The following is a 22,643-nucleotide window of genomic DNA, read 5'->3' as shown; positions in this document are numbered from 1 at the left end:
GATTTCTCACTTTGAGGGCTTGCTGTCCTTGGGCGCGTCCGCCGGAGAGTCATCGACCTTGCCGTTGTTCGCGACGCATTTCTCAAAATATTGGCGCCGGTCCTTTGAGGTACCCTTGGTGCTGCCGGCCGCTGGGTTGCCAATTTGCTTGGGCGGAAAGGCCTTGGCCACCGCCGCGTCGCATGCGCGCGCCACTTCGGCGGTAATCGCCGACGCCGTTGCCGGCGCAGCCAGGGTCAACACGCACCCCAATCCAACCAATCTTCGCATATTTCTGACCGGCACCTTGTTGCTCCCATGAACCGTGAACGTTTGCCGGAACCATAGCAAAAAGGATCGAGGCGCCAAACGGCAAAGCGGCGCCGAATCGTCATGTGATCGATCCTCTGCTGCGCAGGGCCATATGACGCTTGGCTGCGGCCCGAGCCGCGCGCGCCTCGTCCTTCGAGACGGCGCTGACGCGCCTCCTCAGGATGAGGCTAAGCGGCATCCGGGCTCGTTGAAACTGCACAACGCACGCGGTCGCTCATCCTGAGGGCCCGCCAACGGCGGCGTCTCGAAGGATGGCCGCAGGGCGGCGCGCGCTATCCTAGCTATTGAGCTGCGGCGGCTTGAAGTCCGGAAAGCGCGTCAGCATTGCGGTCTTGACGAACTTCAGGTGCGCAATGCTGGTCGCCAGTTCCTTGAGCCGGCGCTGGCCATTCGAGATGTCGGCCGCAAAAAGGTCCTGGTGATGATTGTCGAGCGCCTCACGCTCGAGATACTCGTCGGTGCCGTTTCCGAAGGTGACGGATGCACGCGCAAGTGCGTCATCGACACGCCGGTTGAGGCCGGCCTGCTCTTTCTCCGCTTCCTGCAAAGCCGTTTCGATCGCCGCCAGGACCGCACCGATCCGCGTGCGGTCGGTCTCCGCGTCACGCTCCGCGGAGCGGGCCTTGAAACCCTTGTCCTCGCGGCGGGAGCCGAGAAGATTGTGTGCGCGCGCTCTCAGGAACAGCTGAAACATTTGGGCCATCCCCACATTCGAGATTTAGGCGGCTACCATCGGTCAGACATAGTTAACAAAGCCTAAATCCGGCGTCCGCTCCGCCTGGCTCCGTGCGATCCACACCCGCCAGGCGCCTTCGTGCTTGGAGTAGAGCTCAAGCCATCGAACGTCGTCAACCGCGGCGGCTCCCTTGCCCATGTAGGTCTCGGTCACGATCTGCGGCGTCTCTGCTGCGACATCCAGCGCTTCGAATTCCGCCGTCTCCTGCAGCGAGAGGCCGATCAGAACACGATGTCCTTGTGCGTCGACGAAATACCTGCGGGGGGCGTTGTGCCGTTGATCAATCATTTGAATGACCCTCGTTCATGATCCACGGACCCGGAAGATCTTTCAGACGCCGGCCATAGCTGCAAACAAACGCAATCGAAATGAGGACGCAGATCGTCGCGCCCAGCAACGCAATGAGATACGTCATCTATGCCCACCTGCGCGCCCCGGAAAAATGGAGCGGCCAAACCTTCGCTATCAATTGTTCCGTCTTAGGCTGCCTTTCCAAAGCGCTCAAGGACGCCGACGGATTAACCTAACCGCACATGGTTATTTCGGCGTCGCCCCCGACGACCATTCATCGGGGTGGCGTGCCCTGATTACGATGGCCTCTGAGCTCGACCGGCCTCCATCGAGGCCGGAGTATAGGGTGCGTAAAGACGATATCGTGCCGATCGCCTCCACGAGCGCCACGCCCGCACACCATAGCCGCAGCAAAAGCCCGCTGCGAAAATCGAAATCAAAACCAAGACAGCCAACATCTGGAATGTTCCCACGTTTGCCGGAACGCTCCTCCCGCGCTCATTTCATCTTTTCGGTGTGTCGACTTCAAGCTCGGCACCGCTGAAACTTTTGTCAGACGAACATGAAGTTTGTGCAACGTGGTGCTTGAAGATTGGTCGGCACGGGAGGGCACCAAGCGCGGAGAAGAGGCTCTCTTTCTTCTTTTTACCAGAACTCGACACGGCGACACCATGAACCCTCGTTCATGGCGCGCATGATGACGACCTTCTTCGACGCCTCCAGACAGCCCGCGGCGACTGACGGAAAGGCTCCGTCGTCGGTGCGACTTCGTAGGCTCCGATGATCGCCACCGGTGGATCGGATTCACCACGAAATGCCGTGGTTATACGGGGCCTCCTGGGCCGACTTCATCGCAGTAAGGTTGAGCAGTTAGCTTAATCCGCGTTGTTTGTTGCGAAGTCTCGCCGATCGCATATCCATCTTCGCACCGGGCTCCCCCAAGCCTGGCCCCACCCAAGCAAAGCCGTCGAGCGAACATGGGTCGCTTGGCGGCTTTGTCATTGTGTCGAAGAGGATGGTTTCGGTTATGGCGCGCAAGCCCTGGTCGTTCAAGGAAGACCGCCGGCTCATGGAGCTGGCCAAGTCTTCAGCCTCGCTGGAGGAGGCGGCGAAACTTCTCGGCCGTTCGCCGGATGCGATCAAGCGCATGGCCTTGCGGCTTGGTCTTTCGTTAAAGTCGAAGACGGGAAAGAAGACGTAGGCCTCGGCAATGCGGCTCCCGCTCGCCTTGAGCCTTGCAGAACGATTTCCCGCGTGGCGGTGACGACGAACGACCTCAACGACAGGACCGGCAGGTCACCCCAGAGGCCAACGGTCACCTCGCAGATGCAACATTACTTTCCGGCGCCATTACCTCGGCGGGACGGAACCAAACCCACGCTTAGAGGTTGATTCCGGCCCCACAGCGAGGTCTGGCAGTGCTCCACTTTGCCATTTCCGCGGTCCTGGTCTGGCTGGCGATCAACATCGCCTTCGTGGTGCTCCGGTTGCGGGCCACCCGCCACCCCGGACCCTACATCCACGGTTCCAGCGCCACTTATCCAGAGGCGATCCCCCTGAGCCACCGGCCCGGACGGTGAGACTCGATCGGCCGCTTTGCAGCCGATCAGCCGGCGCCTCAGGCTAGTTGCGCATCTTCTTCTGGGACCCCATCCCGGGGCTGGTTCCATAGTTGGGGGTCCCTGTCCCCTTGAAAGCACCACCCATGCTGTCCGAACCGGAATTCGTCGCCGTGCCGCTGCGTGTGGTGGGCTGATTGCCCGCGGGCTGGTCTTTGGTCCCCTGCGCCAAGGCCACGGAGCTTCCGACGACCAACGACAGGAGGAGGAGGCTTAACGTCCTGATCATACTGCTCAACTTTCATGCTCGGGCCGCGTGACCATCGGTCAGGCAACCACTCGGTCGCCCATCCGCGCCGGTCGGCCCGTTAAACCCTATCTTAGCCCCCGCTGGCTAGGATCAATTCCCAAGATAGCGCTCAAGATAGTTCTCAAGATAATTCGCTAGCCTAGTCCCCCGCCTCTCCTGAATTCCGCCCGTACCGGATGAGACACCAGCGACCGAACCTTCCGTTTGTAGCGCTCGTGCTTGCGAGCATGATGGCGTTTGGGCTGGCGGGCCATTTTGCGGCAGAGGCCGTCATTCGCCACCAGCAGGCGCACCAGCTGAACGAGCTGACCGAGGTGGTTCTGCGCCGCTCCGAACTGGCTGTCGATTTTGCCGCGGCGAGCCTCGACGAACTCGCCAAGCGCGATCTTGCCAGCTGCGCGCCGGCAGCGCTGCAAGCCATCCGGCTCCACGTCTACCAGCGCTCGGCGATCAAGGACGTCCGTCTCGTCAATCCGGACGGATCGGTGATCTGTTCGGCCTATTCCGAGACGCTCGAGTTCGACAAGGGATGGGCGGATCGTCGCGACATGCTGCCCTCGCAGGACAAGAGGCTTTCCCTGTTTCGCGTGGAGCAGTTCGGCGGCGACGCCTTGGGCGTGCTCAGGGACGTCAATCGCAGCTCCGCACTGGTTGCCATCGTCGGCATCAACGCCAACCTGTTCGATCTCATGCCCGCCGAGCTGCGCGCACACAGCGAGGTGATCCTCGCCTTGAGCAATGGCGAGAAGCTCGGTGAATTCCGACTCGATGCCGACAGGCCCCTGCCAGGGCCGATCAGCTTCGAGCGGCATTCCACGCGGTTGCCGCTTCATGCCACGATCCGGCTCGAGCACGCGGTGCTTTCGAGCTGGAACAACGAGGCTTACTGGCCGGCACTCGCGGTGGCCCTTGGACTTGGTGCACTCTTCGGCATCCTGCTGGCACGCAGCCGCCGGATGGAAGGGCCGGTCGCCGATCTCGACCGCGCTCTCGCAGCCGGCGAATTCAGACCCTATTACCAGCCCATCTTCGATCTCAGGACGGGCCGGATCACGGGCTGCGAGGTTCTAGCGCGCTGGGTTCGTCGAGACGGCTCGGTAGTGCCGCCCATGAATTTCATTCCGCTGGCCGAATCCAGCGGGCGCATCCAGGTGATGACCTGGCAGATCCTGGGATCCGCGCTCTCCGACCTGAAGGCCGTGCTGAGGGCGGACAAGACTTTCAAGATGTCCGTGAACGTCGTGCCCAAGCACCTGCTGAGTGCCGGCTTCATCGAAACGCTGCGCCGCACGGTCCTGGCGGCGAGAATCTCCACGCGCCAGATCGTGGTCGAAGTGACCGAACGCGACGAGCTCGACGATCTCGCACGCGCCGCTTCCGTCGTGGCCGAGCTGCGTGACCATGGCTTCCGCGTCGCCATCGACGACGTCGGTGTGGGTCATAGCGGGCTGTCGCGGCTGAAGGGGCTCGGCGCCAACACGATCAAGATCGACAAGTTCTTCGTCGACACTATCACCGTGGATGCATCGACCACGACGATCGTCGAGATGCTGGTCGCGCTCGCCAAGGACTTCCGGATGACGGTCGTCGCCGAAGGCATCGAGACCGAGGAGCAGCGCCGTGCGCTGATCGCATCCGGCGTCGAAGAAGGACAGGGTTATCTCGTCGCCGCTCCGCTTCCCTTCGCCAAATTCAACGAGCTCGTCGCGTCACGCCGCCATACCGGATCCGCGGCGCCGGCTGGCGATGTCCTGGTCGCCTGACCGGATCCCGCCGGGGATGCTTTAACGATATTCTCGTCTTTCAAAGCGTGACCGCAGCCGAGGGGCTATGCTGGGCCCATGCGCCGAAATCACCTCATCGCAGCCGCGGGAATTTGCCTCGCCCTTATCGTCTATGCCACCCTGGCAAGACTGGCGGGACGGCCGGCGCTGATGGGGCATAGCGAAGCCTACTGGATCGTCGTGATCGAGCGCTTCAGCGCCTATGGCCTGCTCGGCTTCCTGCTGTCCTTCCTGTTGCCCGGCCGGCTCGCTTTGGCCTGCTCGCTCGTCATGGCCGTCGCAATGGGGCTGGAAGTCCTGCAAGCGCTGACCCCCGATCGTGATCCGGGCTTCCTCGACGTGCTGCAGAAGGCGGCGGGCGGGACCGTCGGCGTCATCCTCGCCCAGACGATCCTGGCCTTCCTGCCCCGGCCGCCAGCCTGACGATCACGGCGCTGACAATTTGTTCAGCGCCGCGGGGACATCAACCCTACTTCATCATCTGCCCGCGCAGCTCGCCGCCCGGGTTCGCGGCCGTATGGATGTTCGCGTACCATTTTCCGGCCAACAGATCGGCTGCCTGAGCGTCGGTCAGCGTGGCGCTGCCCTGGATCGGGCTTTGCACCGTCTTGAACGGCAGAGCGATGCCGGCGTTCTTGCCCGCTTCGCTCGGACCATGGAAATGAGCTCCCATCGCCGGACCAGAGAGATCGGCATAGGTGACCGTGTAGGTCAGGACTTTCGTCTGGGTATCGAATGCGGCCTCGGCCTTGCCTGAACCCGTGGAGTTGTTCGGAGGCACTTCATTGCTGCCCTTGAGGTCGGCCTGCAGCTTGACGACTTCCGCATGTGACGGCGCGGCTGTGACGATCAATAGCCCACCGAGCAGCGCCATTCCCAACGAAGTCACGCCGATCCGATACTTGGCTTTCCTCATGGCATTCTCCTGCGGGCACCAAGACCCGTCTCGGTTGAAACCCCGGCTCCGGCGATATCTTCCGGAAAACGAGACTATGCCTGATTCGCGATGAGCTATCGGAGTTCCGAGCGCGAAGCGCTATGCGGCCCCGCGCTCGCGGAACCCGGTCGGTGCCAGCAACTCGGCCATCTGCCGGTGTGTGCTCTGGAGCGCGGCGATGGCACCGTCGAGATCGAAATCCGCGTCGCGGATCGATGCGAAGAACTTGGCGGTCAGCGCCAGGTCGAGCTTGACGCGCGTTGCGCCGTCGCGGCTCTTGCGGCGGTCGAGCGACAAATGCAGGGCGCGCATCCTGGCTTCTGCCGGCGTGCAGCCGCTGAGTGTCGCCAGCTCGTCGTAGGTCATCCAGATCTGAGGCATGTTTTCGTCCGTCCTTTACAGCGACCTCATGCTAGCCTCGCGCACCTGAATGCTGCGTTGCCGCGCCGCACGCACAGCCCGTTTCACGCGACAGCGTCAACGCAAGACTAAGATGCGGAAGGCTTCGAAGGTGCCGGGAACTGGCGCGGCCGCGAACGGCTGTCGAGGCCCTTGGGCAATTTGTCGTTGAGCTTCACGACGGCGCCGCGAGCCTCCGCGGCCGGCACGTCGTCCTGGCTGTAGATCAGCGTCACCTCGAACATCACGTCGGGCGCCTGCCTGGCCGTTCCGGAACAGGTCGCCATCGCACCGCTGCACACGCCCGCAAGTTCGACCTCGACCTCGTCCAGACCGAACACGGTCGGCGGCCCATCGGCGTGGCGCCGCGTGGTCAGAACCGCCGTGAAGCGCTGCTCGTCATCGAACCGATAGGAGCCGCCATAGGTGAAGAAGCTGTCGCTGCCGGAGATCCGCCCTTCCGCCAGATGCACGATGCCCGTGCCCTGCGCGCGCGGGGTCCTGAACCAGGCCGCGTATTTGCCGTCTCTCATCATGGAAACATCCACCGTACAATTGACCGGTATTTGCAACCAACTGTGCGGCGCGACAATGACCGATGCGGCGAGCATTCCGCCACGGTTAACGCCCTGCAAAACCAACATATCAAATTGCCGCCGCCGCGCGAGGCGGCGCCGGCGGTGCCGTCAGAACAATTCTATGCCGTCGTCCGCGGTCTCGACCGCCTCGACCCGGCGCGAGGCGGCGGCCGATACCAGTCCGAGCGCGTGCAGGAATTCGCGATGAACGTCACGCTCGCGCTCCATCGTGTAGCGCGCGAAGAGATCGTCGAGGATCGCCTGATCCTGCAGCTCCACCTGGAGCCGTTGCGCACCCGCGCTCGCCGTCTCGAGCCGCGTGGCGACCGCAGGCAAGGCCGCCGAGCTTTCGCCGAGCGTGGTCATCTGCCCTTGCGCCGAATTCATCAGCCGCTCGAATTCCGCCCCTTCGTTCGCGAGCCGGCTCGTCAGCTTGCCGAGCCGTTCATTGCCGGCCTCGACCTCGCGCAGCGCCACAAGGATCTGCGGCTCGAGCTTGGCAAGCTGCGTGGGGTCACCCTGCACGCGCAGCTCCTTCAGCTCATTGGCCGAGCGCTCGATGCCGTCGAGCACCGGCCGCAGGCGCCCGGCGCCCGCCGAGACCTGGTCGGCGGTCGCCTTGAGCTCGTTGGCGATGACGACGAAGGCGCTGCCACGGCTGCCGAGATGGCTCGCCTTGAGGCCGGCATTCATTCCGATCAGCGTGATGTCGACCGTCGCCTCGGCAAGCCCGGCGATGGCCTGGCGAAATTTTGTCAGCGTGTCCTCGACGATCGCGAGCGCCTCGTCGACCGAGCGGCCCGCGCTTTCGCAGGTGGCGATCAGGTTCGAGGCGTGCGCCAGCGTCTGCTTGATGCGCGTCAGGAACGACGAGCCGTCCTCCTCGCCGCCGAACAGCGTGCGGCCGTGGCCGGCGACGCTGCCCGCGTCGCGCAGGATGGCGGTCAGCGCGCCGACGATCCGGCCAATGTCGCCGCCGAACTCGCGCTGGGCATCCCTCAGCTGCGCGGCCTGCAATTGGCAAATCGCGCGCATGCCGTGATCGCTCGTCACGGGTTCGGGGACGAGGCTCGGCGCGGCGGCCGACGCGAGGCCGAGACCGTGAGACACGTGTTCGAGGCGCTGACGCGTGCTGTCGCCGGCCTGCAGCGAGATGATCGCGCTGCCGACCGCCTCGGCGATCTTCCTGGTGCTGGAGCTGGCGCGATCGGCCAGATGGCTGCTCTTGCTGCGCTGGTCGCGCAGGCCGGAATAGGCCGCGCCGAGCTCGGCGCTCTCCGACATCAGTTGGGCCCGATAGCGGCTCTCGAAGTCCTTCTGCCGACCGGAGGCGGTGGCGACCGCTTCCGACAGGCGCTGCTGGTCGCGCGCGCAGCCCTCGATCGAGCGCTGCACCGCCTTGCCGAGATCATAGGCTTCCTGCGTGAAGGCGAGAAAGCCTTCGCGGTCGCCGTCGAGCGAGGCCGCCTCGATCCGCGCGCTGCGCGCGATGATGGTGATCATCTGGATGTGCTTGAACAGCGGCTTGAGCAGCGAAGACGCCTCCGCCGTGCTCTTGCCGATCGTCTGCAGCAGCGCGCTTTCCGCCGGCAACGCCCGCTCCAGCTCGCTCAGCCGCGCGGCGATCTCCTGCAGCGCGGTTGCGGCGCCTTCGATCTCCGCGCCGGAGAGCTCGCCCGAGAGCGTCGCCAAGCCCTGGTTCAGCTCCTGGAAGATGAGGTGACCGCGCCCGAGTTCGTGACCGACGCGCGCGAAGACGTCCTCGATGCGCGAGGAGACGTCCTCGATCGCAGCGGTCGCCTCAGCGAGCATATTGGCCGGAACGGTGGACATAGCCATCAACCCGCCACCGCGGCGTGGCCGGCCTGATACCAGAGCATGATCTCGCGCGGGATCTGATGCAGCGAGACGACCTTCTCGACGCCGCCATGGGCGATGGCTTCCTTGGGCATGCCGAACACCACGCAGCTCTCTTCGTCCTGGGCCCGCGTCGAGGCGCCGAGCTTGCGCATCTCCAGCATCCCGCGCGCGCCGTCATCGCCCATGCCGGTCATGATGACGCCGAGCGCGTTGGCGCCGGCGTGCTGGGCCGCCGAGCGGAACAACACGTCGACGGAGGGGCGATGCCGCGACACCGGCGGGCCGTCCTTGATCGCGATCTGGTAGCGCAGGCCGATGCGCTGGAGCAGCATGTGCCGGGCGCCGGGCGCGATATAGGCGCAGCCCGGCAGCACCGGCTCGCCATCCTCGGCCTCCTTGACCCTGATCTGGCAGAGGCCGTCGAGCCGTTTGGCGAACGCGGCGGTGAAGCCTGCCGGCATGTGCTGGACGATGACGATCGGCGGGGAGTGCGCCGGCAGCATCTCCAGAACGTCGTTGAGCGCTTCGGTCCCGCCCGTCGAGGCGCCGATGCAAACGATGCGCTCCGTCGTCGGCCTGACCCTGCCCTGCACCGGAGGCGGGATGATAGCGTCGGCGGTCAGCTTCTTCTCGATGGCGCGACGCTCCGCGCGTGGGCGCACCCGCGCGCGTGCCGCCGACTTCACGGCCTCGCGCAGCCGCGTCGAGCATTCGAGCAGCGCCTGCCGCGTGTCGATTTTCGGTTTCGGCACGATGTCGACCGCACCGGCCTCGAACGCCTCGAACATCACGTTCGAGCCTTCCTCCGTCAACGACGAGCAGATGATCACCGGAATCGGACGCTGCGCCATGATCTTGCGCAGGAACGTCATGCCGTCCATGCGCGGCATCTCGAGGTCGAGGATGATGACGTCGGGAATCTCGTCCTGGAGACGACGCGCCGCCACGAACGGATCGGAGGCCGTCGCCATCACCTCGATATCAGGATCGTCGTTGAGGATCGTCTGCAGGATTTGGCGCACCGACGCCGAATCGTCCACGATCAGGACGCGAACTTTCTCCTTCGGCATCTGGCGTGGCTCCAATCAGACCTGGAAAATCGTCGGCTGAACTTGCTTCAGATCCGGGACCGAACTGTGAATCATCGATTCCGAGTGCCCGACCAGCAAATATCCGCCCGGCCGCAAATGGCTGCAGAGTTGCTGGACGACCTTGCGCTGGGTCGGCTTGTCGAAATAGATCAGGACGTTGCGGCAGAAGATGATGTCGACGTCGCGATCGACGGGATAGGAGGCGTCCATGAGATTCATCCTCATGAACCGGGTCATGCGACGCAATTCCGGCACCACCCTTACCTCGCCACGCGACTTGTCCCGCGACGACAGGAAATATCGCTTCACGAAGGGCTCCGGCACCGGAGCGAGCACGTCCCTTGTGTAGATGGCAGTCTTGGCGAGGCGCAGCACGGCGGTCGAGATGTCAGTGCCGAGGACGCGGTACTGAAAGCGCGCGCCGTTCCGCGTCATGTCGTCCAGCACCATCGCGATCGTGTAGGCTTCCATGCCGGTGGAGCTTGCCGAGCTCCAGATCTTTAGGTTCGCGTTCTTGGGACCACGGGATTTGAACAAAGCGGGGATCGCGACATCGCGCAAGAAGGTGAAGTGCTGCGGCTCCCGGAAGAAGTCGGTCTTGTTGGTCGTCACCACGTCGATGAGATGGGTAAGCTCGGCATCGAAATGCTTCGGCTCGAATAGGTTCTCGACATATTCGTTGAGGTCGGAGAAGTTCAGCGCGCGCACGCGCTTGTGCAGCCGCCCCTCCAGCATCAGCCGCTTGCCCTGCGGCAGCTTGATGCCGACCTGCCCCTCGATGAGCTCGGCGATGGTCCGGAAGTGCCGGTCCGACAGATGGACGGCCGTATCCTGCACGGCGGTCATCATGGATGCCGGCTCCAGTCACCAACGGTCGCTTGCACTGAAAGTCGGGCCATCCTGGCCATCTGCAATCCTACGCTTCTACTGGAAGAACTGGAGCGGATCGGCGCACCTCGTCGGCGCGCCGATCCGCCGCGACACATCAGCGCTGGAAGTCGGCGTCCCGATCGTCCTCGCCGTCGTTCATGTCGAAAGCAAAGCCACCGCCGCCGGCGACCTTCAAGGCGCGCGCCGGCTTGGCCGGCACGACCTTCTTCGGACGCTCAGCGGCCGCCATGGTCGCCGCCTTGGCGCGCAGCTGGCTCACCGCCCGGTCGATCGGCGCAGGCGCCTGGCTCTTTGCGCCCTGCTCGATGCGGAAATAGGCGATCGTGGACTGCAACTGCTCGGCCTGCGAGGCGAGTTCCTCCGACGTCGATGACACCTGCTCGGACGCGCTGGCGTTCTGCTGGCCCACCTTGTCGAGCTGCTGGATCGCCTGGTTGATCTGGGCCGACCCGACGTCCTGCTCGCGACAGGCCGCGGTGATCTCCTCGACGAGCTCGGCGGTCTTTTTGATGTCGGGAACGAGCTTGGAGAGCATCGCGCCGGCCTCTTGCGCGACCTTAACCGTCTCGGAAGACAGCGACCCGATCTCCGCCGCGGCGGCCTGGCTGCGTTCGGCGAGCTTGCGCACTTCCGAGGCGACGACAGCAAAGCCCTTGCCGTGCTCGCCTGCGCGCGCAGCCTCGACTGCCGCGTTAAGCGCCAGCAGATCGGTCTGGCGCGCGATTTCCTGCACGATTGTGATCTTCTCGGCGATGGTCTGCATCGCGTCGACGGCGCGGCCGACCGCGGCGCCGCTGGCCTCCGCATCCTTGGCGGACTGCGCCGCGATCTTCTCGGTCTGGTTGGCGTTGTCGGCGTTCTGCTTCACGTTCGAGGCCATCTCCTCCATTGAGGAAGAGGCTTCCTCGGCGGACGAGGCCTGCTCGGTCGCGCCCTGCGAGAGCTGCTCGGCGCTGGCGGAGAGTTCCTGGCTGCCGGCCGAGACGTTCTGGGCGGCCGTCAACGCTTCCGACACGATCTGACGGAGCTTGATGACCATACGCTCGAGCGCAAGGCCGAGCGTATCCTTGTCCGACAACGGCTTGGCTTCGACCGTGAGGTTGCCTTGCGCGATTTCGTTGGCGAGGGCCGCGGTCTGATTCAGGTTCACCGTCATCGTATTGAGCGACTTGATCAGATCTCCGATCTCATCATTGCTGGAGGTATCGATCTTCTTGCTGAGATCCCCGACCGCCACGGCATCGGCCAGTCCGACAGCGCGAGATAGGGCCCGGCTGATGCCGATCGCGATCCACGTTGCGGCTGCGACTGCAATCAGAAGCGAGGCAATGATGATCGTGAGCAGAATGGTCTGGGCGCGGGCTCCGTCATCCCTTGCCTGATCGGTCCGATCGGACACTTGCTTCTTGACGAGCGCGATGTACTCATCGCCCACTGCGATAGCCTCTCCGCCCGCTCGCCGGACCTCGGTGGCCGAATGTGCCGCGGCCCTGGCACGATCCACCTTCGCGAGTCGAACCGACTCGTCCTGGGCCGCCGCCATTCTGAGATAGGCCGCCGAGAGCTTCTCGATCATCTTCTTGCCTGCATCGGACGCGAGCCCGTACAGCTCGTCGCGCTTCTTGACGAAGGCGCTGCGCAGATTGACGATGTCTCCGGCAATGCGATCCGTTTCCGCCTCGGTCGGGGCCAAGATCGCATTTTTCTCGGCGCGTATCTGCATCAGGATCTCCTTTTGCAGTTCAGCCGCCCTTTCGATCCGACCAGCCGAGGCAGCCAGCGCCTCGCTCGCGCTGATTAGATCGCTCAGCTTGATGTAAGCGACGCCGCCCGCGATCATGGACAGCAGAATGACGACGCCGAAGGCACTTGCAAGCTTGGCTTTGACTGTAAATCTCATGGTCGATCTCATCGGTTCAAACGGGGATTGCTACTCGGCAAACGCTTTACGCTTCTCAATTCAAGCCGCGCGGGACGCGTCGACGCCGCGACCTTCCGGCAACTCCTCATGTGCCATCAGCTTGGCGAGATCGAAGATCACGACGAACTTCTCGCCCTTGCGGCCGATACCCGCGGCATAGTCCGATTGCCATTTGCCGCCGACTTCGGGCACCGGCTCGATCGCCTGCTCGTCGATGTCGGTGACCTCGAACACGCAGTCGGCGACGAAGCCGACGCCGACCAGGCGGTCCTTCATCGGCACGTCAAGGATGATGATGCGGGTTGCCTCGGTAGCGGCCACCGTCGGGAGGCCGAGCTTGGTGCGCAAATCGACGATCGGATAGCCGCTGCCGCGGACATCGATCATGCCGAGCAGAAAGTCCGGCGCGTGAGGAAGCCGCGAGATCGGCCGCATGTCCAGGATCTCGCGGACGTTACGGATGCTGATGCCGAAGGTCTCGCCGGCGAGCCCAAGGGTCAGATATTGCGAGGTTGCGGCCATGATGCAGTCCGGGGTTCCGAAGGTTTGTAAAACAAAGGCGGTCCGACCGGGGCCGGGGCCGGCTGATCAGCGTTGGAACTCGGCGTCGCGATCGTCCTCGCCACTGTGCATGTCGAAGGCGAAGCCGCCGTTAGCAGCGACCTTCATCGCACGCGCCGGCTTGCGGACGGGCGCCGACTTCTTCGCACCGCGGTCCGCTGCCGCCATGTGCGCAGCCTTGGCACGAAGTTGGGTGACGGCACGATCGATCGGCGCAGGGGCGACACGCTCGTCCCGGCCGTTCTGCTCGGTCCGGAAGAACGAGATCGTCGACTGCAGTTGCTCGGCCTGGGAGGCAAGCTCTTCGGAGGTTGAAGAGACCTGCTCGGAGGCGCTGGCGTTCTGCTGACCGACCTTATCGAGCTGCTGGATCGCCTGGTTGATCTGCGCCGAGCCCACGTCCTGCTCGCGGCAGGCCGCGGTGATCTCCTGGACCAGTTCGGCGGTCTTCTTGATATCCGGCACTAGCTTGGACAGCATGTCGCCGGCTTCCTGCGCCACCTTCACCGTTTCCGTCGACAGCGTGCCGATGTCAGCGGCCGCCGCCTGGCTGCGCTCGGCAAGCTTGCGGACCTCGGACGCGACGACGGCAAAGCCCTTGCCATGCTCGCCGGCCCGGGCGGCCTCGACCGCCGCGTTGAGAGCGAGCAGGTCGGTCTGACGCGCGATCTCCTGCACGATCGTGATCTTCTCGGCGATGGTCTGCATGGCCTGAACGGCACGGCCAACGGCGACACCGCTGGCTTCGGCGTCCTGGGCCGACCGCGCGGCGATTTTCTCGGTCTGGTTGGCGTTGTCGGCATTCTGCTTCACGTTCGAGGCCATCTCCTCCATCGAGGAGGAGGCTTCTTCGGCGGACGAAGCCTGCTCGGTCGCGCCCTGCGACAACTGTTCGGCGCTGGCCGAGAGCTCCTGGCTGCCGGCTGACACGTTGCCCGCCGCGGTGAGTGCCTCTTCGACGACTTGACGAAGCTTCTCCACCATCGTGTTCAGGGATTTGACGAGATCGCCCATCTCGTCATTGCTCGAGACGTTGATCGTCTGGGTCAGGTCGCCGCTCGCCACGGCGCCGGCAAGACTGACGGCGCGGCCAAGACCGCGGGCGATGCTGACGGAAATCCAGACAGCTGCGGCCAGACCAATCGCGAGCGAGGCCACGACGGCCGCGATCAGCATGAACTGAGCGCGGTTGCCGTCCTGGTGGGCCTGGGCGGCTTGGTCGTTCATGTTTTTCTTGACGTTGGCGACGTAAGCATTGGCGGCTTCCATCGCCTCGCCGACAGCCTTGCGAACGTCGGTCATGGAGCGCTCACCGGCTTTTGCCTTGTCCGTCCGCGCGAGCTTGAGGACCTCGTCCTGGACCGCGTTCATGTGCGTGTAGGTGGCGCCGAAATGCTCGATTAGCTTCTTGCCTTCGGCCGAGGCTGCGGCGTGGATTTCTTCCTTGAGCTTGAGAAGCGCAGCGCGCTGCTTGGCGATGTCGGCGACGAAACGCTCTGCCTCGCTCTCGGGGGCGATGATGATGTTCTTCTCGGCGCGCACCTGGAGCAGAATGCCCTTTTCGATCTCGGCGGCGCGATCCAAGCGCCCGGCGCGCGACACCAGGCTGTCGGCTGTGTCGATCATCTCGGTGAGCTTCACATAAGCGAGGCCGCCGGCCGCCATCGAGAGCAACAGAACCACACCGAACGCAATGGCAAGCTTTGCCTTGACCGTAAATCTCATTTCCAGCCCCTAACCCCAGTCTCGCCCGAGACCCTATTTCAATTCAGAATGCGTTCCATGTTCGGAACGATGACAAACTCTTCACGCCACTTCGCAATGAAGCGAATGAACTCCGGCTTCCAGTGCATGCCGACGCGCGGCGTCTGCTGCACGTCGGTCTGCGAGATTTCGGTGACCTCGTAGACCTTGTCGGCGGTGACCCCGACCAGAACCGGCTCACCGTCCAGCTCGAGCTCGATGACGACGATGCGCGTGTCGGCGGAGTCGTCGAGCTGCGGCATGCCGAAGCGGATGCGCAGGTCGGCGAGCGGAATGACGTTGCCGCGCACGTTGATCACGCTGGGAACGAAGGCCCGCGCGCCGGCGACCTTGGTCACGGGAACGGGGTCGATGATCTCGCGGACGAGGCCGGCATCGAGAGCGAACTTTTCCTCGCCGAGACCGATCATCACGACCTGCATCGCGCCCGTCTGACGCTCGCCAGTCAAACCATCGTTCATCACGCCGCCTCGCTGATATGCTGCTTTTCGACCTTCGACTGCGCCAACGCGACGAGCTGGGCGACGTCGAGGATCAGCGCCGCCGTGCCGTCACCCAGGATCGTCGCGCCGGAGAAGATCGTGACGTCCGAGTGCAGCTTGGAGAGCGACTTGATCACGGTCTGGTGGTTGCCGATGATCTGGTCGACGACGAGACCGACATGGGTCTCGCCGGTCGAGATGATGATGGTCTTCTGGTGCTGGTCGGGCGCACCGGATGCGGTCATGATCTCGCGCAGCCGGAGGAAGGGCACGAGATTGCCGCGCACGTTGAGGAAATTGCGGCCGCGCGAGCGTTCGTCCTCGGCGGTCAGCTCGATGCATTCCTCGACCGCGGACAGCGGAATGATGTAGCGGCCCTCGCCGACGCGGATCAGGAGGCCCTCGATGATCGCGAGCGTCAGCGGCAGGCGCAGCGTCACCGTGGTGCCCTGGCCGGGCCTCGTCGAGAGGTCGATCGAACCGCGCATGTTCTCGATGGTGCGCTTGACCACGTCCATGCCGACGCCGCGGCCGGACAAGGCCGAGATGGTTTGCGCGGTCGAGAAGCCGGGGTGGAACAGGAATTGATGAATCTCGTGATCGGTGAGCACGGCGCCAGCGGCGATCAGCCCCTGCTCTTCCGCTTTCGCACGGATGCGCGCGGTATTGAGGCCGCCGCCATTGTCCTTCACGGTGACGAGCACCTGCGCGCCGGAGTGAACGGCGGCGAGTTCGATGCGGCCCTGCTCGGTCTTGCCGTTGGCGGAGCGCGTGGCCGTATCCTCGATGCCGTGATCGATGGCGTTGCGGATCAGGTGGACCAGGGGATCGGCGAGACACTCGATCATGGTCTTGTCGAGCTCGGTGTCCTCGCCCGTGGTGACGAACTCGACCGGCTTCGACAGATCGCGCGACAGGTCGTGCACCAGGCGGCGGAAGCGGCCGAACAGCGAGCCGATCGGCACCATGCGCGCGCCCATCGTGGTATCGCGCAAGGACGAGGCGAGACGTTCGATTTCCTCGGCGATCATCTTGATCGAGAGGTCGGAGCCGGACGAAGCGAGCTGGCTCAGGCGCGCCTGCGCGATGACGAGCTCGCCCACACGGTCCATCAACTCGTCGAGGCGCTCGGCCTGGACGCGAACGGTGGCAATGCCGCGATCCTGCTTGGCGTCCTCGCGGCGCGCGGGCGCCGCCTCACGCTTGATCTCGGGCTTCGATTCGGGCGCGGCTTCGGATTCCGTCTTTGCGGCGGGCTGTTCGACGACGGGCGCGGGCTCGACCACCGGCGCAGCCATCTCGGAGACGACGGGCTCTTCGTCCAGCAGCTGGAACAGCGGCGCAGGCGCAGGCGCCTCGGCCTGCGCGAGCGGCGAGAGCGTCAGCTTCATCTCGTCCTGGACGAACATGAAGACGTCGTCGATCGCGTCCTTGTCGCAGGCCGCGTGCAGCTTGACGTCCCACTTGAGATAGCAGTCTTCCGGCTCCATCTCGTCGAGCAGTGGAATGCCATCGGTGACGGGCACGACGAAACAGGGACCGAGCTTGCAGAGATCTTCCAGCAGGTCGAGCGGGTTCGAGCCGTTGCGCAGGATGTGTGATTCGAATTCCAGGTACAGGTGCCAGCCGGCCTGCTTGCACTCGGCTGGGGCCAGCGGCGACGCCTCGGCGATCGCGACGACCGCAGCGGCGGGCTGGTCGGCCGTGACGAAGCGCTTGAGGTCGTCGAGGATGGCCTCACCGATGATGTCGTCGGTCGACTGGGGATCCTCGATCAGCGCGCGGATATAGTCCTTGGCGGCAAGCGCAACCGAGATCAGCTCCTGCGTCGGCTTGATCTCGCCCTTGCGGACACGGTCGAACGCGGTCTCGAATTCGTGGGTGAAGGAGGCGACCTTGTCGAAGCCGAACATGGCGCCCGAGCCCTTGATCGTATGCAGGGCGCGGAATGCGGAATCGACCAGCTCGCGGTCATCGGGACGCAGGCCGAGATCGAGCAGGGCTCCTTCAAGAACTTCGAAGAGCTCGGCGGCTTCCTGACGGAAGATCTCGGTCGGGTCCATCGCGCTCATGCGCGCACCAGCTTGCCGACCACGGCCAGCAATTGCTCGGGCTTGAAGGGCTTGGTGATCCAGCCGGTGGCGCCGGCGCTCTTGGCTTCCTGCTTCACCGTGTCGTTGGATTCGGTCGTCAGGAACACGATGGGCATGCCGACCGCGCTCGGCAGCTTGCGCAGCGCCCGGATCAGCTCCAGCCCGTTCATGACGGGCATGTTGAGGTCGGTGATCACGAGATCGAGCTTGCCGGCCTGCGCCTTGGCGAGCCCTTGCGCACCGTCGCCGGCCTCGATCACGCTATGACCGGCCGGCTCGAGCACGACCTTGATCATTTGCCGGATGCTTGGGGAATCGTCGACCGTGAGAATCGTGGCCATTAGGTGCCATCTTTCTTTTGCGGGAAATGCTGATCGATCATCGCCTCGCTGGCGAAGCCGGCGCGGCGAAGGGTGTTACGCAGAGACTGGGAGAAGGAGGTGAGGACCACCGGGCGGCCTTGGGCCTCGCCCGTCTTGGCGGTCGACAGCAGAAGCTGGATCGACGTCACGTCGGCCTTGTCGACGCTGGAGCAATCGATCTCGAGACGCTGCTGGCGGCCGAACGCCTCGCGAATGAGATCGTAGACACCGCGAATGGCCGCGATGCTGCAATCGGCGGGCAACCTCAACGACCACTTCGGCTCCGTCGAATTGAGCTGCATCGATCCCCGCCCCTTGATGAAATCAGCGAAGCCAAAGTTGAGCCAGATCAAATGAGCAAACTCCTAATGCGGACGACCGTACAACTACGGGTTATGCACCTGCGAAATACGCGTTTGCACATTGGCGTGCATAAGCCCGCAGAGCCCTGCAGGACATGACCTGCAGCGCGCCGCAGCGACACGTTTGGTGAGCGTTAAATTCCCTGCGGTATTGGTCGGCTCGTGAACACCCGTCCCGAGAGGTCGATCGCCATGTTGACCCAAGCGCTCTTGATCGACGACAGCCGCTCCGTCCTCAACTTCCTGAAACGTCACATCGAGGCCGAAGGTCTGGTCGAAGCCACGACCTTCCTCGATCCCGTGGAAGCGCTGACCTGCGCGCGTGAGCGCGTTTTCGACCTCGTGCTGGTCGACTACGAGATGCCGCATATGGACGGCATCAGCTTCATCCGCGTCTTCCGGTCCCTGCCCGGCTGTGCCGACATCCCGATCGCGATGATCACCTCGCGACAGACCGACGACGTCAAGATGGAAGCGCTGCAGGCCGGTGCAACCGATTTCCTGCCCAAGGCGCCTCAAAGCGTCGAGATGACCGTGCGCCTGCGGAATTTGGTTCAGCTTGGTGCAGCCGTACGCAAGCTCAGCGATCGTGCCGCGCATCTGGCGAGTGAAGTCGCAGCAGCGACGCGAAAGCTCGGCGAGCGCGAGGAGGAGATCATCCTGCGGCTCGCCCTCGCGGTCGAATATCGCGACAACGACACCGGCGAGCACACGCTCCGCGTCGCCCGCTACAGCCGCATCATCGCCGAGCAACTCGGCCTGCCGGCCCGGCTCTGCCGCGACATCTATCTCGCCGCGCCGCTGCACGACGTCGGCAAGGTCGCCATTCCCGACAATATCCTGCTCAAGCCCGGCAAGCTCACCGACGCGGAGATGGCGGTGATCCGGACGCATGCCACGATCGGCGAACGGATCCTGGCGGATTCCGGCTGCGAGCTGATCCAGCTCGGTGCGCAAATTGCCTCAGGTCATCATGAACGCTGGGACGGCGCGGGCTATCCGAACGGCCTCAAGGCAGACGAGATCCCGGTTGCCGCACGCGTCGTCGCGGTCGCCGACGTGTTCGACGCCCTGACGACGCGACGCCCCTACAAGGAGCCGATGCCGCTCGAGACGGCGCGCCATTACCTGATCGAGAATCAGGGGCGGCAATTCGACCCGGCCTGCGTGGATGCGTTCCTGTCGCGCTGGACCGAAGTGGTGGAGATCGCCGCGGGCCAGCAGGCGACGCCGTTTCAGAAGACGGACGCCGCGCCCGTTGCCGATATAGAGAGTGCAGCGGAGAGCGATCCGGCCGAGGCCGTCCCGGCCGCCTGACTGTTCGACCAACGGCTTGCCGCGGCTCCGGTTTCTCCGGTCGCCGGGTTGAACCTGTTCCTGCTAGAGTGGCACCAACGAAAAAGAGTGATTCTGGTCACACTTGCCTGGACGCCGTGCTGCTAAGCATCGAACCAGGACGGGGACCGGTCATACGTCGGTCGAACTGGATGAGAATTCCCATGAAAAGCCTGATCGGCGCCGCTGTCGGCGCATTCTGTGTTGCGGCCCCCGCCCTGGCGGAGACCCCTGCCGCGATCGTCGAGGATGTGCAAGGCAAGGTCGACGGTGTCGAATTCATGGACTATGTCGCGGCGGGCAAGATCATCAAGCTCGGACCCAAGGCCAGCATTACGCTCAGCTATCTCAAATCCTGCCTGCGCGAGACGATCAGCGAAGGCGTCGTACTGGTCGGCGCCGAGCAAAGCACCGTGCAGCTCGGCGACGTGCAACGCGCCAAGGTGCCCTGCGACACCAAGGCGGCCCAGCTCTCCGAACGCGAAGCGAATCAAAGTGCCGCAACCACGTTCCGGACCATGCGGTCCGATGCCAAGGCCGCTCCGTCCAAACTGCCGACGATCTACGGCGTCGCGCCGATCGTTCAGGCCAAGAGCGGCAGCACGCTGGTGATCGAGCGCACCGACGGCAAGGAGCCCACGATCAGCGTGCCGCTCAAGAGCGACGTCATGACCCGTGGCAAGTTCTATGATTTCGCCAAGGCCGGAAAATCACTGACCCCGGGCGGCAGCTATCTCGCAAGCCTCGGCTCCAAGCGCTACACCTTCCAAGTCGACGCCAGCGCCACGGCATCGCCGACCCCGATCATCGGCCGCCTGCTGCGGCTCGAATAGCGGCCTAGCGACGGGGCGATGCGGCGGATCGGGGGACGGGACATCGTTGCAGCGGTTCTGATTGCGCTCGTTGCGGGCGCGATCTTCACGTCCCCGCCGCTTCAGGTCCTGCAAGGCCTCTCGCTCGACATCCTCACGGCGCTGCGCGGCAGGATCATCGGCGACCGCCGCGATCCCGCGACATCGCCCGTCGTCGTCGTCGCGATCGACAATGAGACCTACGAGACACCGCCCTTCCAGGGATCGCCGACGCAGACCTGGACCCGCGAGATCGGCCGGGTGCTCAACAGCATCACCGAAGGCGGCGCCAAGGTGATCGGCTTCGACGTCATCTTCAAGAACTCGATCGAGCAGTCGGAGATTCCCTTTGGCGACACCGCCCTCGGCGGCCGCATGAAAGGTTTCGATCGGGACTATCTGATCGCGCTGCGGCAAATCTCCGACGGCGGCAAATTGGTGCTCGGCGAAATCCTCAGCAACGACCATCCGGAAGTGCCCTACCGCGCCCAGCAAGTGGCCGTGCGCAACACCGTCCGGGCGCTCAATGTCCACACCGACCACGACGACGTCATCCGGCGCATGCCGCTGAGCTTTGCCATCGAAGGGCGGCCGGTCCCCGCGATGGCGGTCGAGCTCGCCGCGCGCGCCACCGGTGCAAAGCCCGGGATTGCGCCTTCCGGAGCGACTGAATTGTCCGGCTACGCGATCCCGAGCGCAGTGCCGAATACGATGGCGCTCAATTTCCGGGGGCTGGGACGCGACATCCCGACCTTCTCCTTCGCGGACCTGCGCGCCTGCGTTGAAAAGGGCGACCGCGATTTCTTCCGCCGCGCGTTCGACGGCAAGGTCGTGCTGCTTGGGACGGTGCTGAATTTCGAGGACCGCAAGCTCACCTCGATGCGCCTGTCCGGCGGCTATGATGGAACGCCGGCCGCACGATGCGCCCTGCCCGCGCCGGCAAGCGCGCCGCAGAAAGCCCGCAGCGACGTCGCAGGCGTGTTCGTCCACGCGACCGCGGTCCGGAACGTGATGGAGCACGACGCCGTCACCGAGCTCGGCTTTCCGATGCGGACCGTTCTCACGATCGTGTTCGCCGCACTCATTGCCTGCGCAGCCTCGATTTTGGTGCCGACCGGTGCGCTGGCCGTCTGGCTCGTCCTCACCGCCGTTTACACCGCAATGGCCGTTGGCGTCTTCGTTCATGCGACGGCGCTGCCGCTCGCCGAGCCTGCGCTCGCGAGCCTTGCAGCCCTCGCCTCGATGATCGGCTATCGCTTCGTGCTGGCCGATCGCGACGAGCGCTTCCTGCGCAGGAGCTTTGCCTATTATCTCGCGCCCGAAGTCATCGAGACCATGGTCGCATCCGGCAAGATGCCGGCGCTCGGCGGCGAGATGCGCAACGTCACCATGTTCTTCTCCGACCTCAGCGGCTTCTCGTCCATCGCCGAGGCGATGACGCCGGTCGAACTGGTGACGCTGATGAACGAATATCTGTCGGCCATGACCGACGTCATCCAAAGCCACGGCGGCTATGTCGACAAATATATCGGCGATTCCATCGTCGCCATGTTCGGCGCGCCGGCCGACGATCCCGCCCACGCCACGAACGCGGTTCGTGCTGCGCTGAGGTGCCACGAGACGCTGGCGGAGCTCAATGCCGGCCACCCTGCCTTCGCCGGCCACGGCCTGTCGCATCGCATCGGGCTGAACAGCGGCGAGGCCGTCGTCGGCAATATCGGCTCGCGCCGCCGCTTCAATTATACCGTGATGAGCGACACCGTGAACGTCGCCTCGCGGCTCGAGGGCGCCAACAAATATTACGGCACCGCGATCATGGCCTCCGAAACGACGATGGTGCAGACCGGCGATACATTCGCCTGGCGCGAGCTCGACGCGATCAGGGTGCTCGGCCGCGGCGAGGCGATCAAGGTGTTCGAGCCGTTGGCGGCCAGGGGCGAAGAAAGCACAGATCAGACGAAGCTGGGCGCCGCCTATGCCGACGGGCTCGCCTGCTGGCGCGCGCGGGATTTTGCGAAAGCGGCTGACGCATTCGGGCAGATGGCGGAGACCGATCCGGCGTCGGCGCTGTTTGCCAAGCGCGCGCAGGCATTCGCTGCGAGTCCGCCGCCAACAGATTGGACACCGGTCAATACGCTGGAAGGGAAGTGACGTAGCCAGCCAA

General features: G+C 64.3%; 22 protein-coding genes. 6 read left to right on the top strand and 16 right to left on the bottom strand.

Annotated features, from left to right (window positions below; genetic code table 11):
- Nucleotides 1-6: 6 nt before the first annotated feature.
- The 3 genes from ML401_RS07710 to ML401_RS07700 all read right to left on the bottom strand — a co-directional run bounded on the left by ML401_RS07710 (nt 7) and on the right by ML401_RS07700 (nt 1,336).
- On the bottom strand, nt 7-243 hold the full coding sequence (locus ML401_RS07710) for a hypothetical protein (protein WP_285811172.1): 237 nt from the start codon (nt 241-243) through the stop codon (nt 7-9).
- A gap of 346 nt (nt 244-589) precedes the next feature.
- The gene (locus ML401_RS07705; protein WP_285811170.1) at nt 590-1,006 is read right to left on the bottom strand and encodes a hypothetical protein; all 417 of its coding nucleotides are present in this window, start codon (nt 1,004-1,006) and stop codon (nt 590-592) included.
- A 42-nt stretch (nt 1,007-1,048) separates the two neighbouring features.
- Nucleotides 1,049-1,336: a hypothetical protein gene (locus tag ML401_RS07700; protein WP_211419601.1), complete on the bottom strand. Its 288-nt coding sequence runs from the start codon at nt 1,334-1,336 to the stop codon at nt 1,049-1,051.
- 1,030 nt (nt 1,337-2,366) lie between these two features.
- On the opposite strand from ML401_RS07700, the gene ML401_RS07695 reads away from it, so the two are divergent.
- The 3 genes from ML401_RS07695 (at nt 2,367) to ML401_RS07685 (ending at nt 5,415) form a co-directional block, all read left to right on the top strand.
- Entirely contained in the window at nt 2,367-2,540 is a 174-nt protein-coding gene (locus ML401_RS07695) for a hypothetical protein (RefSeq protein WP_194406416.1), read from the top strand.
- A gap of 844 nt (nt 2,541-3,384) precedes the next feature.
- On the top strand, nt 3,385-4,971 hold the full coding sequence (locus ML401_RS07690) for an EAL domain-containing protein (RefSeq protein ID WP_376717345.1): 1,587 nt from the start codon (nt 3,385-3,387) through the stop codon (nt 4,969-4,971).
- 78 nt (nt 4,972-5,049) lie between these two features.
- A complete protein-coding gene (locus ML401_RS07685) occupies nt 5,050-5,415 on the top strand; it encodes a VanZ family protein (RefSeq protein WP_285811165.1) in 366 nt (121 codons plus the stop codon).
- Nucleotides 5,416-5,461: 46 nt separating this feature from the next.
- On the opposite strand, the gene ML401_RS07680 is transcribed toward ML401_RS07685, so the two are convergent.
- The 13 genes from ML401_RS07680 to ML401_RS07620 all read right to left on the bottom strand — a co-directional run bounded on the left by ML401_RS07680 (nt 5,462) and on the right by ML401_RS07620 (nt 18,233).
- Nucleotides 5,462-5,908 carry a CHRD domain-containing protein gene (locus tag ML401_RS07680; RefSeq protein ID WP_212068869.1) on the bottom strand — a complete coding sequence of 149 codons (447 nt, stop codon included), beginning with the start codon at nt 5,906-5,908 and terminating at the stop codon, nt 5,462-5,464.
- Nucleotides 5,909-6,028: 120 nt separating this feature from the next.
- Nucleotides 6,029-6,310 (bottom strand): hypothetical protein, encoded by a 282-nt coding sequence (locus ML401_RS07675; protein WP_194406411.1) that lies wholly within the window; start codon nt 6,308-6,310, stop codon nt 6,029-6,031.
- Nucleotides 6,311-6,417: 107 nt separating this feature from the next.
- Nucleotides 6,418-6,864 (bottom strand): hypothetical protein, encoded by a 447-nt coding sequence (locus ML401_RS07670; RefSeq protein ID WP_285811163.1) that lies wholly within the window; start codon nt 6,862-6,864, stop codon nt 6,418-6,420.
- 150 nt (nt 6,865-7,014) lie between these two features.
- The gene (locus ML401_RS07665) at nt 7,015-8,739 is read right to left on the bottom strand and encodes a chemotaxis protein (protein ID WP_376717367.1); all 1,725 of its coding nucleotides are present in this window, start codon (nt 8,737-8,739) and stop codon (nt 7,015-7,017) included.
- Between the two features lie 5 nt (nt 8,740-8,744).
- Nucleotides 8,745-9,836, bottom strand: a complete 1,092-nt coding sequence (locus ML401_RS07660) for a chemotaxis response regulator protein-glutamate methylesterase (RefSeq protein ID WP_194406408.1) — start codon at nt 9,834-9,836, stop codon at nt 8,745-8,747.
- Nucleotides 9,837-9,851: 15 nt separating this feature from the next.
- Nucleotides 9,852-10,706 (bottom strand): protein-glutamate O-methyltransferase CheR, encoded by an 855-nt coding sequence (locus ML401_RS07655; protein ID WP_285811159.1) that lies wholly within the window; start codon nt 10,704-10,706, stop codon nt 9,852-9,854.
- Between the two features lie 136 nt (nt 10,707-10,842).
- Complete coding sequence (locus tag ML401_RS07650) at nt 10,843-12,648, bottom strand: methyl-accepting chemotaxis protein (RefSeq protein ID WP_285811158.1); 1,806 nt, start codon at nt 12,646-12,648, stop codon at nt 10,843-10,845.
- A 60-nt stretch (nt 12,649-12,708) separates the two neighbouring features.
- Nucleotides 12,709-13,191, bottom strand: coding sequence for a chemotaxis protein CheW (locus ML401_RS07645; protein WP_285811156.1), 483 nt, complete (start codon nt 13,189-13,191; stop codon nt 12,709-12,711).
- 66 nt (nt 13,192-13,257) lie between these two features.
- Complete coding sequence (locus ML401_RS07640; protein ID WP_285811154.1) at nt 13,258-14,955, bottom strand: methyl-accepting chemotaxis protein; 1,698 nt, start codon at nt 14,953-14,955, stop codon at nt 13,258-13,260.
- A gap of 38 nt (nt 14,956-14,993) precedes the next feature.
- Nucleotides 14,994-15,455: a chemotaxis protein CheW gene (locus ML401_RS07635; RefSeq protein WP_194406402.1), complete on the bottom strand. Its 462-nt coding sequence runs from the start codon at nt 15,453-15,455 to the stop codon at nt 14,994-14,996.
- On the bottom strand, nt 15,455-17,548 hold the full coding sequence (locus ML401_RS07630) for a chemotaxis protein CheA (RefSeq protein WP_285811152.1): 2,094 nt from the start codon (nt 17,546-17,548) through the stop codon (nt 15,455-15,457). The genes ML401_RS07635 and ML401_RS07630 overlap by 1 nt, the downstream gene beginning before the upstream one ends.
- Nucleotides 17,545-17,910 (bottom strand): response regulator, encoded by a 366-nt coding sequence (locus tag ML401_RS07625; RefSeq protein WP_018317043.1) that lies wholly within the window; start codon nt 17,908-17,910, stop codon nt 17,545-17,547. The genes ML401_RS07630 and ML401_RS07625 overlap by 4 nt, the downstream gene beginning before the upstream one ends.
- Complete coding sequence (locus ML401_RS07620) at nt 17,910-18,233, bottom strand: lipid asymmetry maintenance protein MlaB (protein WP_285812639.1); 324 nt, start codon at nt 18,231-18,233, stop codon at nt 17,910-17,912. The genes ML401_RS07625 and ML401_RS07620 overlap by 1 nt, the downstream gene beginning before the upstream one ends.
- Before the next feature lie 252 nt (nt 18,234-18,485).
- Here ML401_RS07620 and ML401_RS07615 point away from each other — a divergent pair, with 252 nt between their 5' ends.
- From ML401_RS07615 to ML401_RS07605, 3 genes are all read left to right on the top strand, one after another.
- Nucleotides 18,486-19,610: an HD domain-containing phosphohydrolase gene (locus tag ML401_RS07615; RefSeq protein WP_285811148.1), complete on the top strand. Its 1,125-nt coding sequence runs from the start codon at nt 18,486-18,488 to the stop codon at nt 19,608-19,610.
- A gap of 182 nt (nt 19,611-19,792) precedes the next feature.
- Nucleotides 19,793-20,461 (top strand): hypothetical protein, encoded by a 669-nt coding sequence (locus ML401_RS07610; RefSeq protein ID WP_211419615.1) that lies wholly within the window; start codon nt 19,793-19,795, stop codon nt 20,459-20,461.
- A gap of 18 nt (nt 20,462-20,479) precedes the next feature.
- Complete coding sequence (locus ML401_RS07605; protein ID WP_285811145.1) at nt 20,480-22,630, top strand: adenylate/guanylate cyclase domain-containing protein; 2,151 nt, start codon at nt 20,480-20,482, stop codon at nt 22,628-22,630.
- Nucleotides 22,631-22,643: the final 13 nt, after the last annotated feature.

The organism is Bradyrhizobium sp. 62B, from assembly GCF_030272265.2.
Classification (GTDB): domain Bacteria; phylum Pseudomonadota; class Alphaproteobacteria; order Rhizobiales; family Xanthobacteraceae; genus Bradyrhizobium.
Note: the sequence above shows the minus strand (reverse complement) of the source record. Positions and strands in the feature narration are given on the sequence as shown.

Coding starts and splice junctions, on each gene's coding strand:
- ML401_RS07605 (WP_285811145.1), top strand. CDS start 20,480: ATGCGGCGGATCGGGGGACGGGACATCGTTGCAGCGGTTCTGATTGCG.
- ML401_RS07675 (WP_194406411.1), bottom strand. CDS start 6,310: ATGCCTCAGATCTGGATGACCTACGACGAGCTGGCGACACTCAGCGGC.
- ML401_RS07630 (WP_285811152.1), bottom strand. CDS start 17,548: ATGAGCGCGATGGACCCGACCGAGATCTTCCGTCAGGAAGCCGCCGAG.
- ML401_RS07700 (WP_211419601.1), bottom strand. CDS start 1,336: ATGATTGATCAACGGCACAACGCCCCCCGCAGGTATTTCGTCGACGCA.
- ML401_RS07665 (WP_376717367.1), bottom strand. CDS start 8,739: ATGTCCACCGTTCCGGCCAATATGCTCGCTGAGGCGACCGCTGCGATC.
- ML401_RS07655 (WP_285811159.1), bottom strand. CDS start 10,706: ATGATGACCGCCGTGCAGGATACGGCCGTCCATCTGTCGGACCGGCAC.
- ML401_RS07680 (WP_212068869.1), bottom strand. CDS start 5,908: ATGAGGAAAGCCAAGTATCGGATCGGCGTGACTTCGTTGGGAATGGCG.
- ML401_RS07705 (WP_285811170.1), bottom strand. CDS start 1,006: ATGTTTCAGCTGTTCCTGAGAGCGCGCGCACACAATCTTCTCGGCTCC.
- ML401_RS07615 (WP_285811148.1), top strand. CDS start 18,486: ATGTTGACCCAAGCGCTCTTGATCGACGACAGCCGCTCCGTCCTCAAC.
- ML401_RS07660 (WP_194406408.1), bottom strand. CDS start 9,836: ATGCCGAAGGAGAAAGTTCGCGTCCTGATCGTGGACGATTCGGCGTCG.
- ML401_RS07620 (WP_285812639.1), bottom strand. CDS start 18,233: ATGCAGCTCAATTCGACGGAGCCGAAGTGGTCGTTGAGGTTGCCCGCC.
- ML401_RS07695 (WP_194406416.1), top strand. CDS start 2,367: ATGGCGCGCAAGCCCTGGTCGTTCAAGGAAGACCGCCGGCTCATGGAG.
- ML401_RS07645 (WP_285811156.1), bottom strand. CDS start 13,191: ATGGCCGCAACCTCGCAATATCTGACCCTTGGGCTCGCCGGCGAGACC.
- ML401_RS07625 (WP_018317043.1), bottom strand. CDS start 17,910: ATGGCCACGATTCTCACGGTCGACGATTCCCCAAGCATCCGGCAAATG.
- ML401_RS07670 (WP_285811163.1), bottom strand. CDS start 6,864: ATGATGAGAGACGGCAAATACGCGGCCTGGTTCAGGACCCCGCGCGCG.
- ML401_RS07635 (WP_194406402.1), bottom strand. CDS start 15,455: ATGAACGATGGTTTGACTGGCGAGCGTCAGACGGGCGCGATGCAGGTC.
- ML401_RS07650 (WP_285811158.1), bottom strand. CDS start 12,648: ATGAGATTTACAGTCAAAGCCAAGCTTGCAAGTGCCTTCGGCGTCGTC.
- ML401_RS07610 (WP_211419615.1), top strand. CDS start 19,793: ATGAAAAGCCTGATCGGCGCCGCTGTCGGCGCATTCTGTGTTGCGGCC.
- ML401_RS07640 (WP_285811154.1), bottom strand. CDS start 14,955: ATGAGATTTACGGTCAAGGCAAAGCTTGCCATTGCGTTCGGTGTGGTT.
- ML401_RS07690 (WP_376717345.1), top strand. CDS start 3,385: ATGAGACACCAGCGACCGAACCTTCCGTTTGTAGCGCTCGTGCTTGCG.
- ML401_RS07685 (WP_285811165.1), top strand. CDS start 5,050: ATGCGCCGAAATCACCTCATCGCAGCCGCGGGAATTTGCCTCGCCCTT.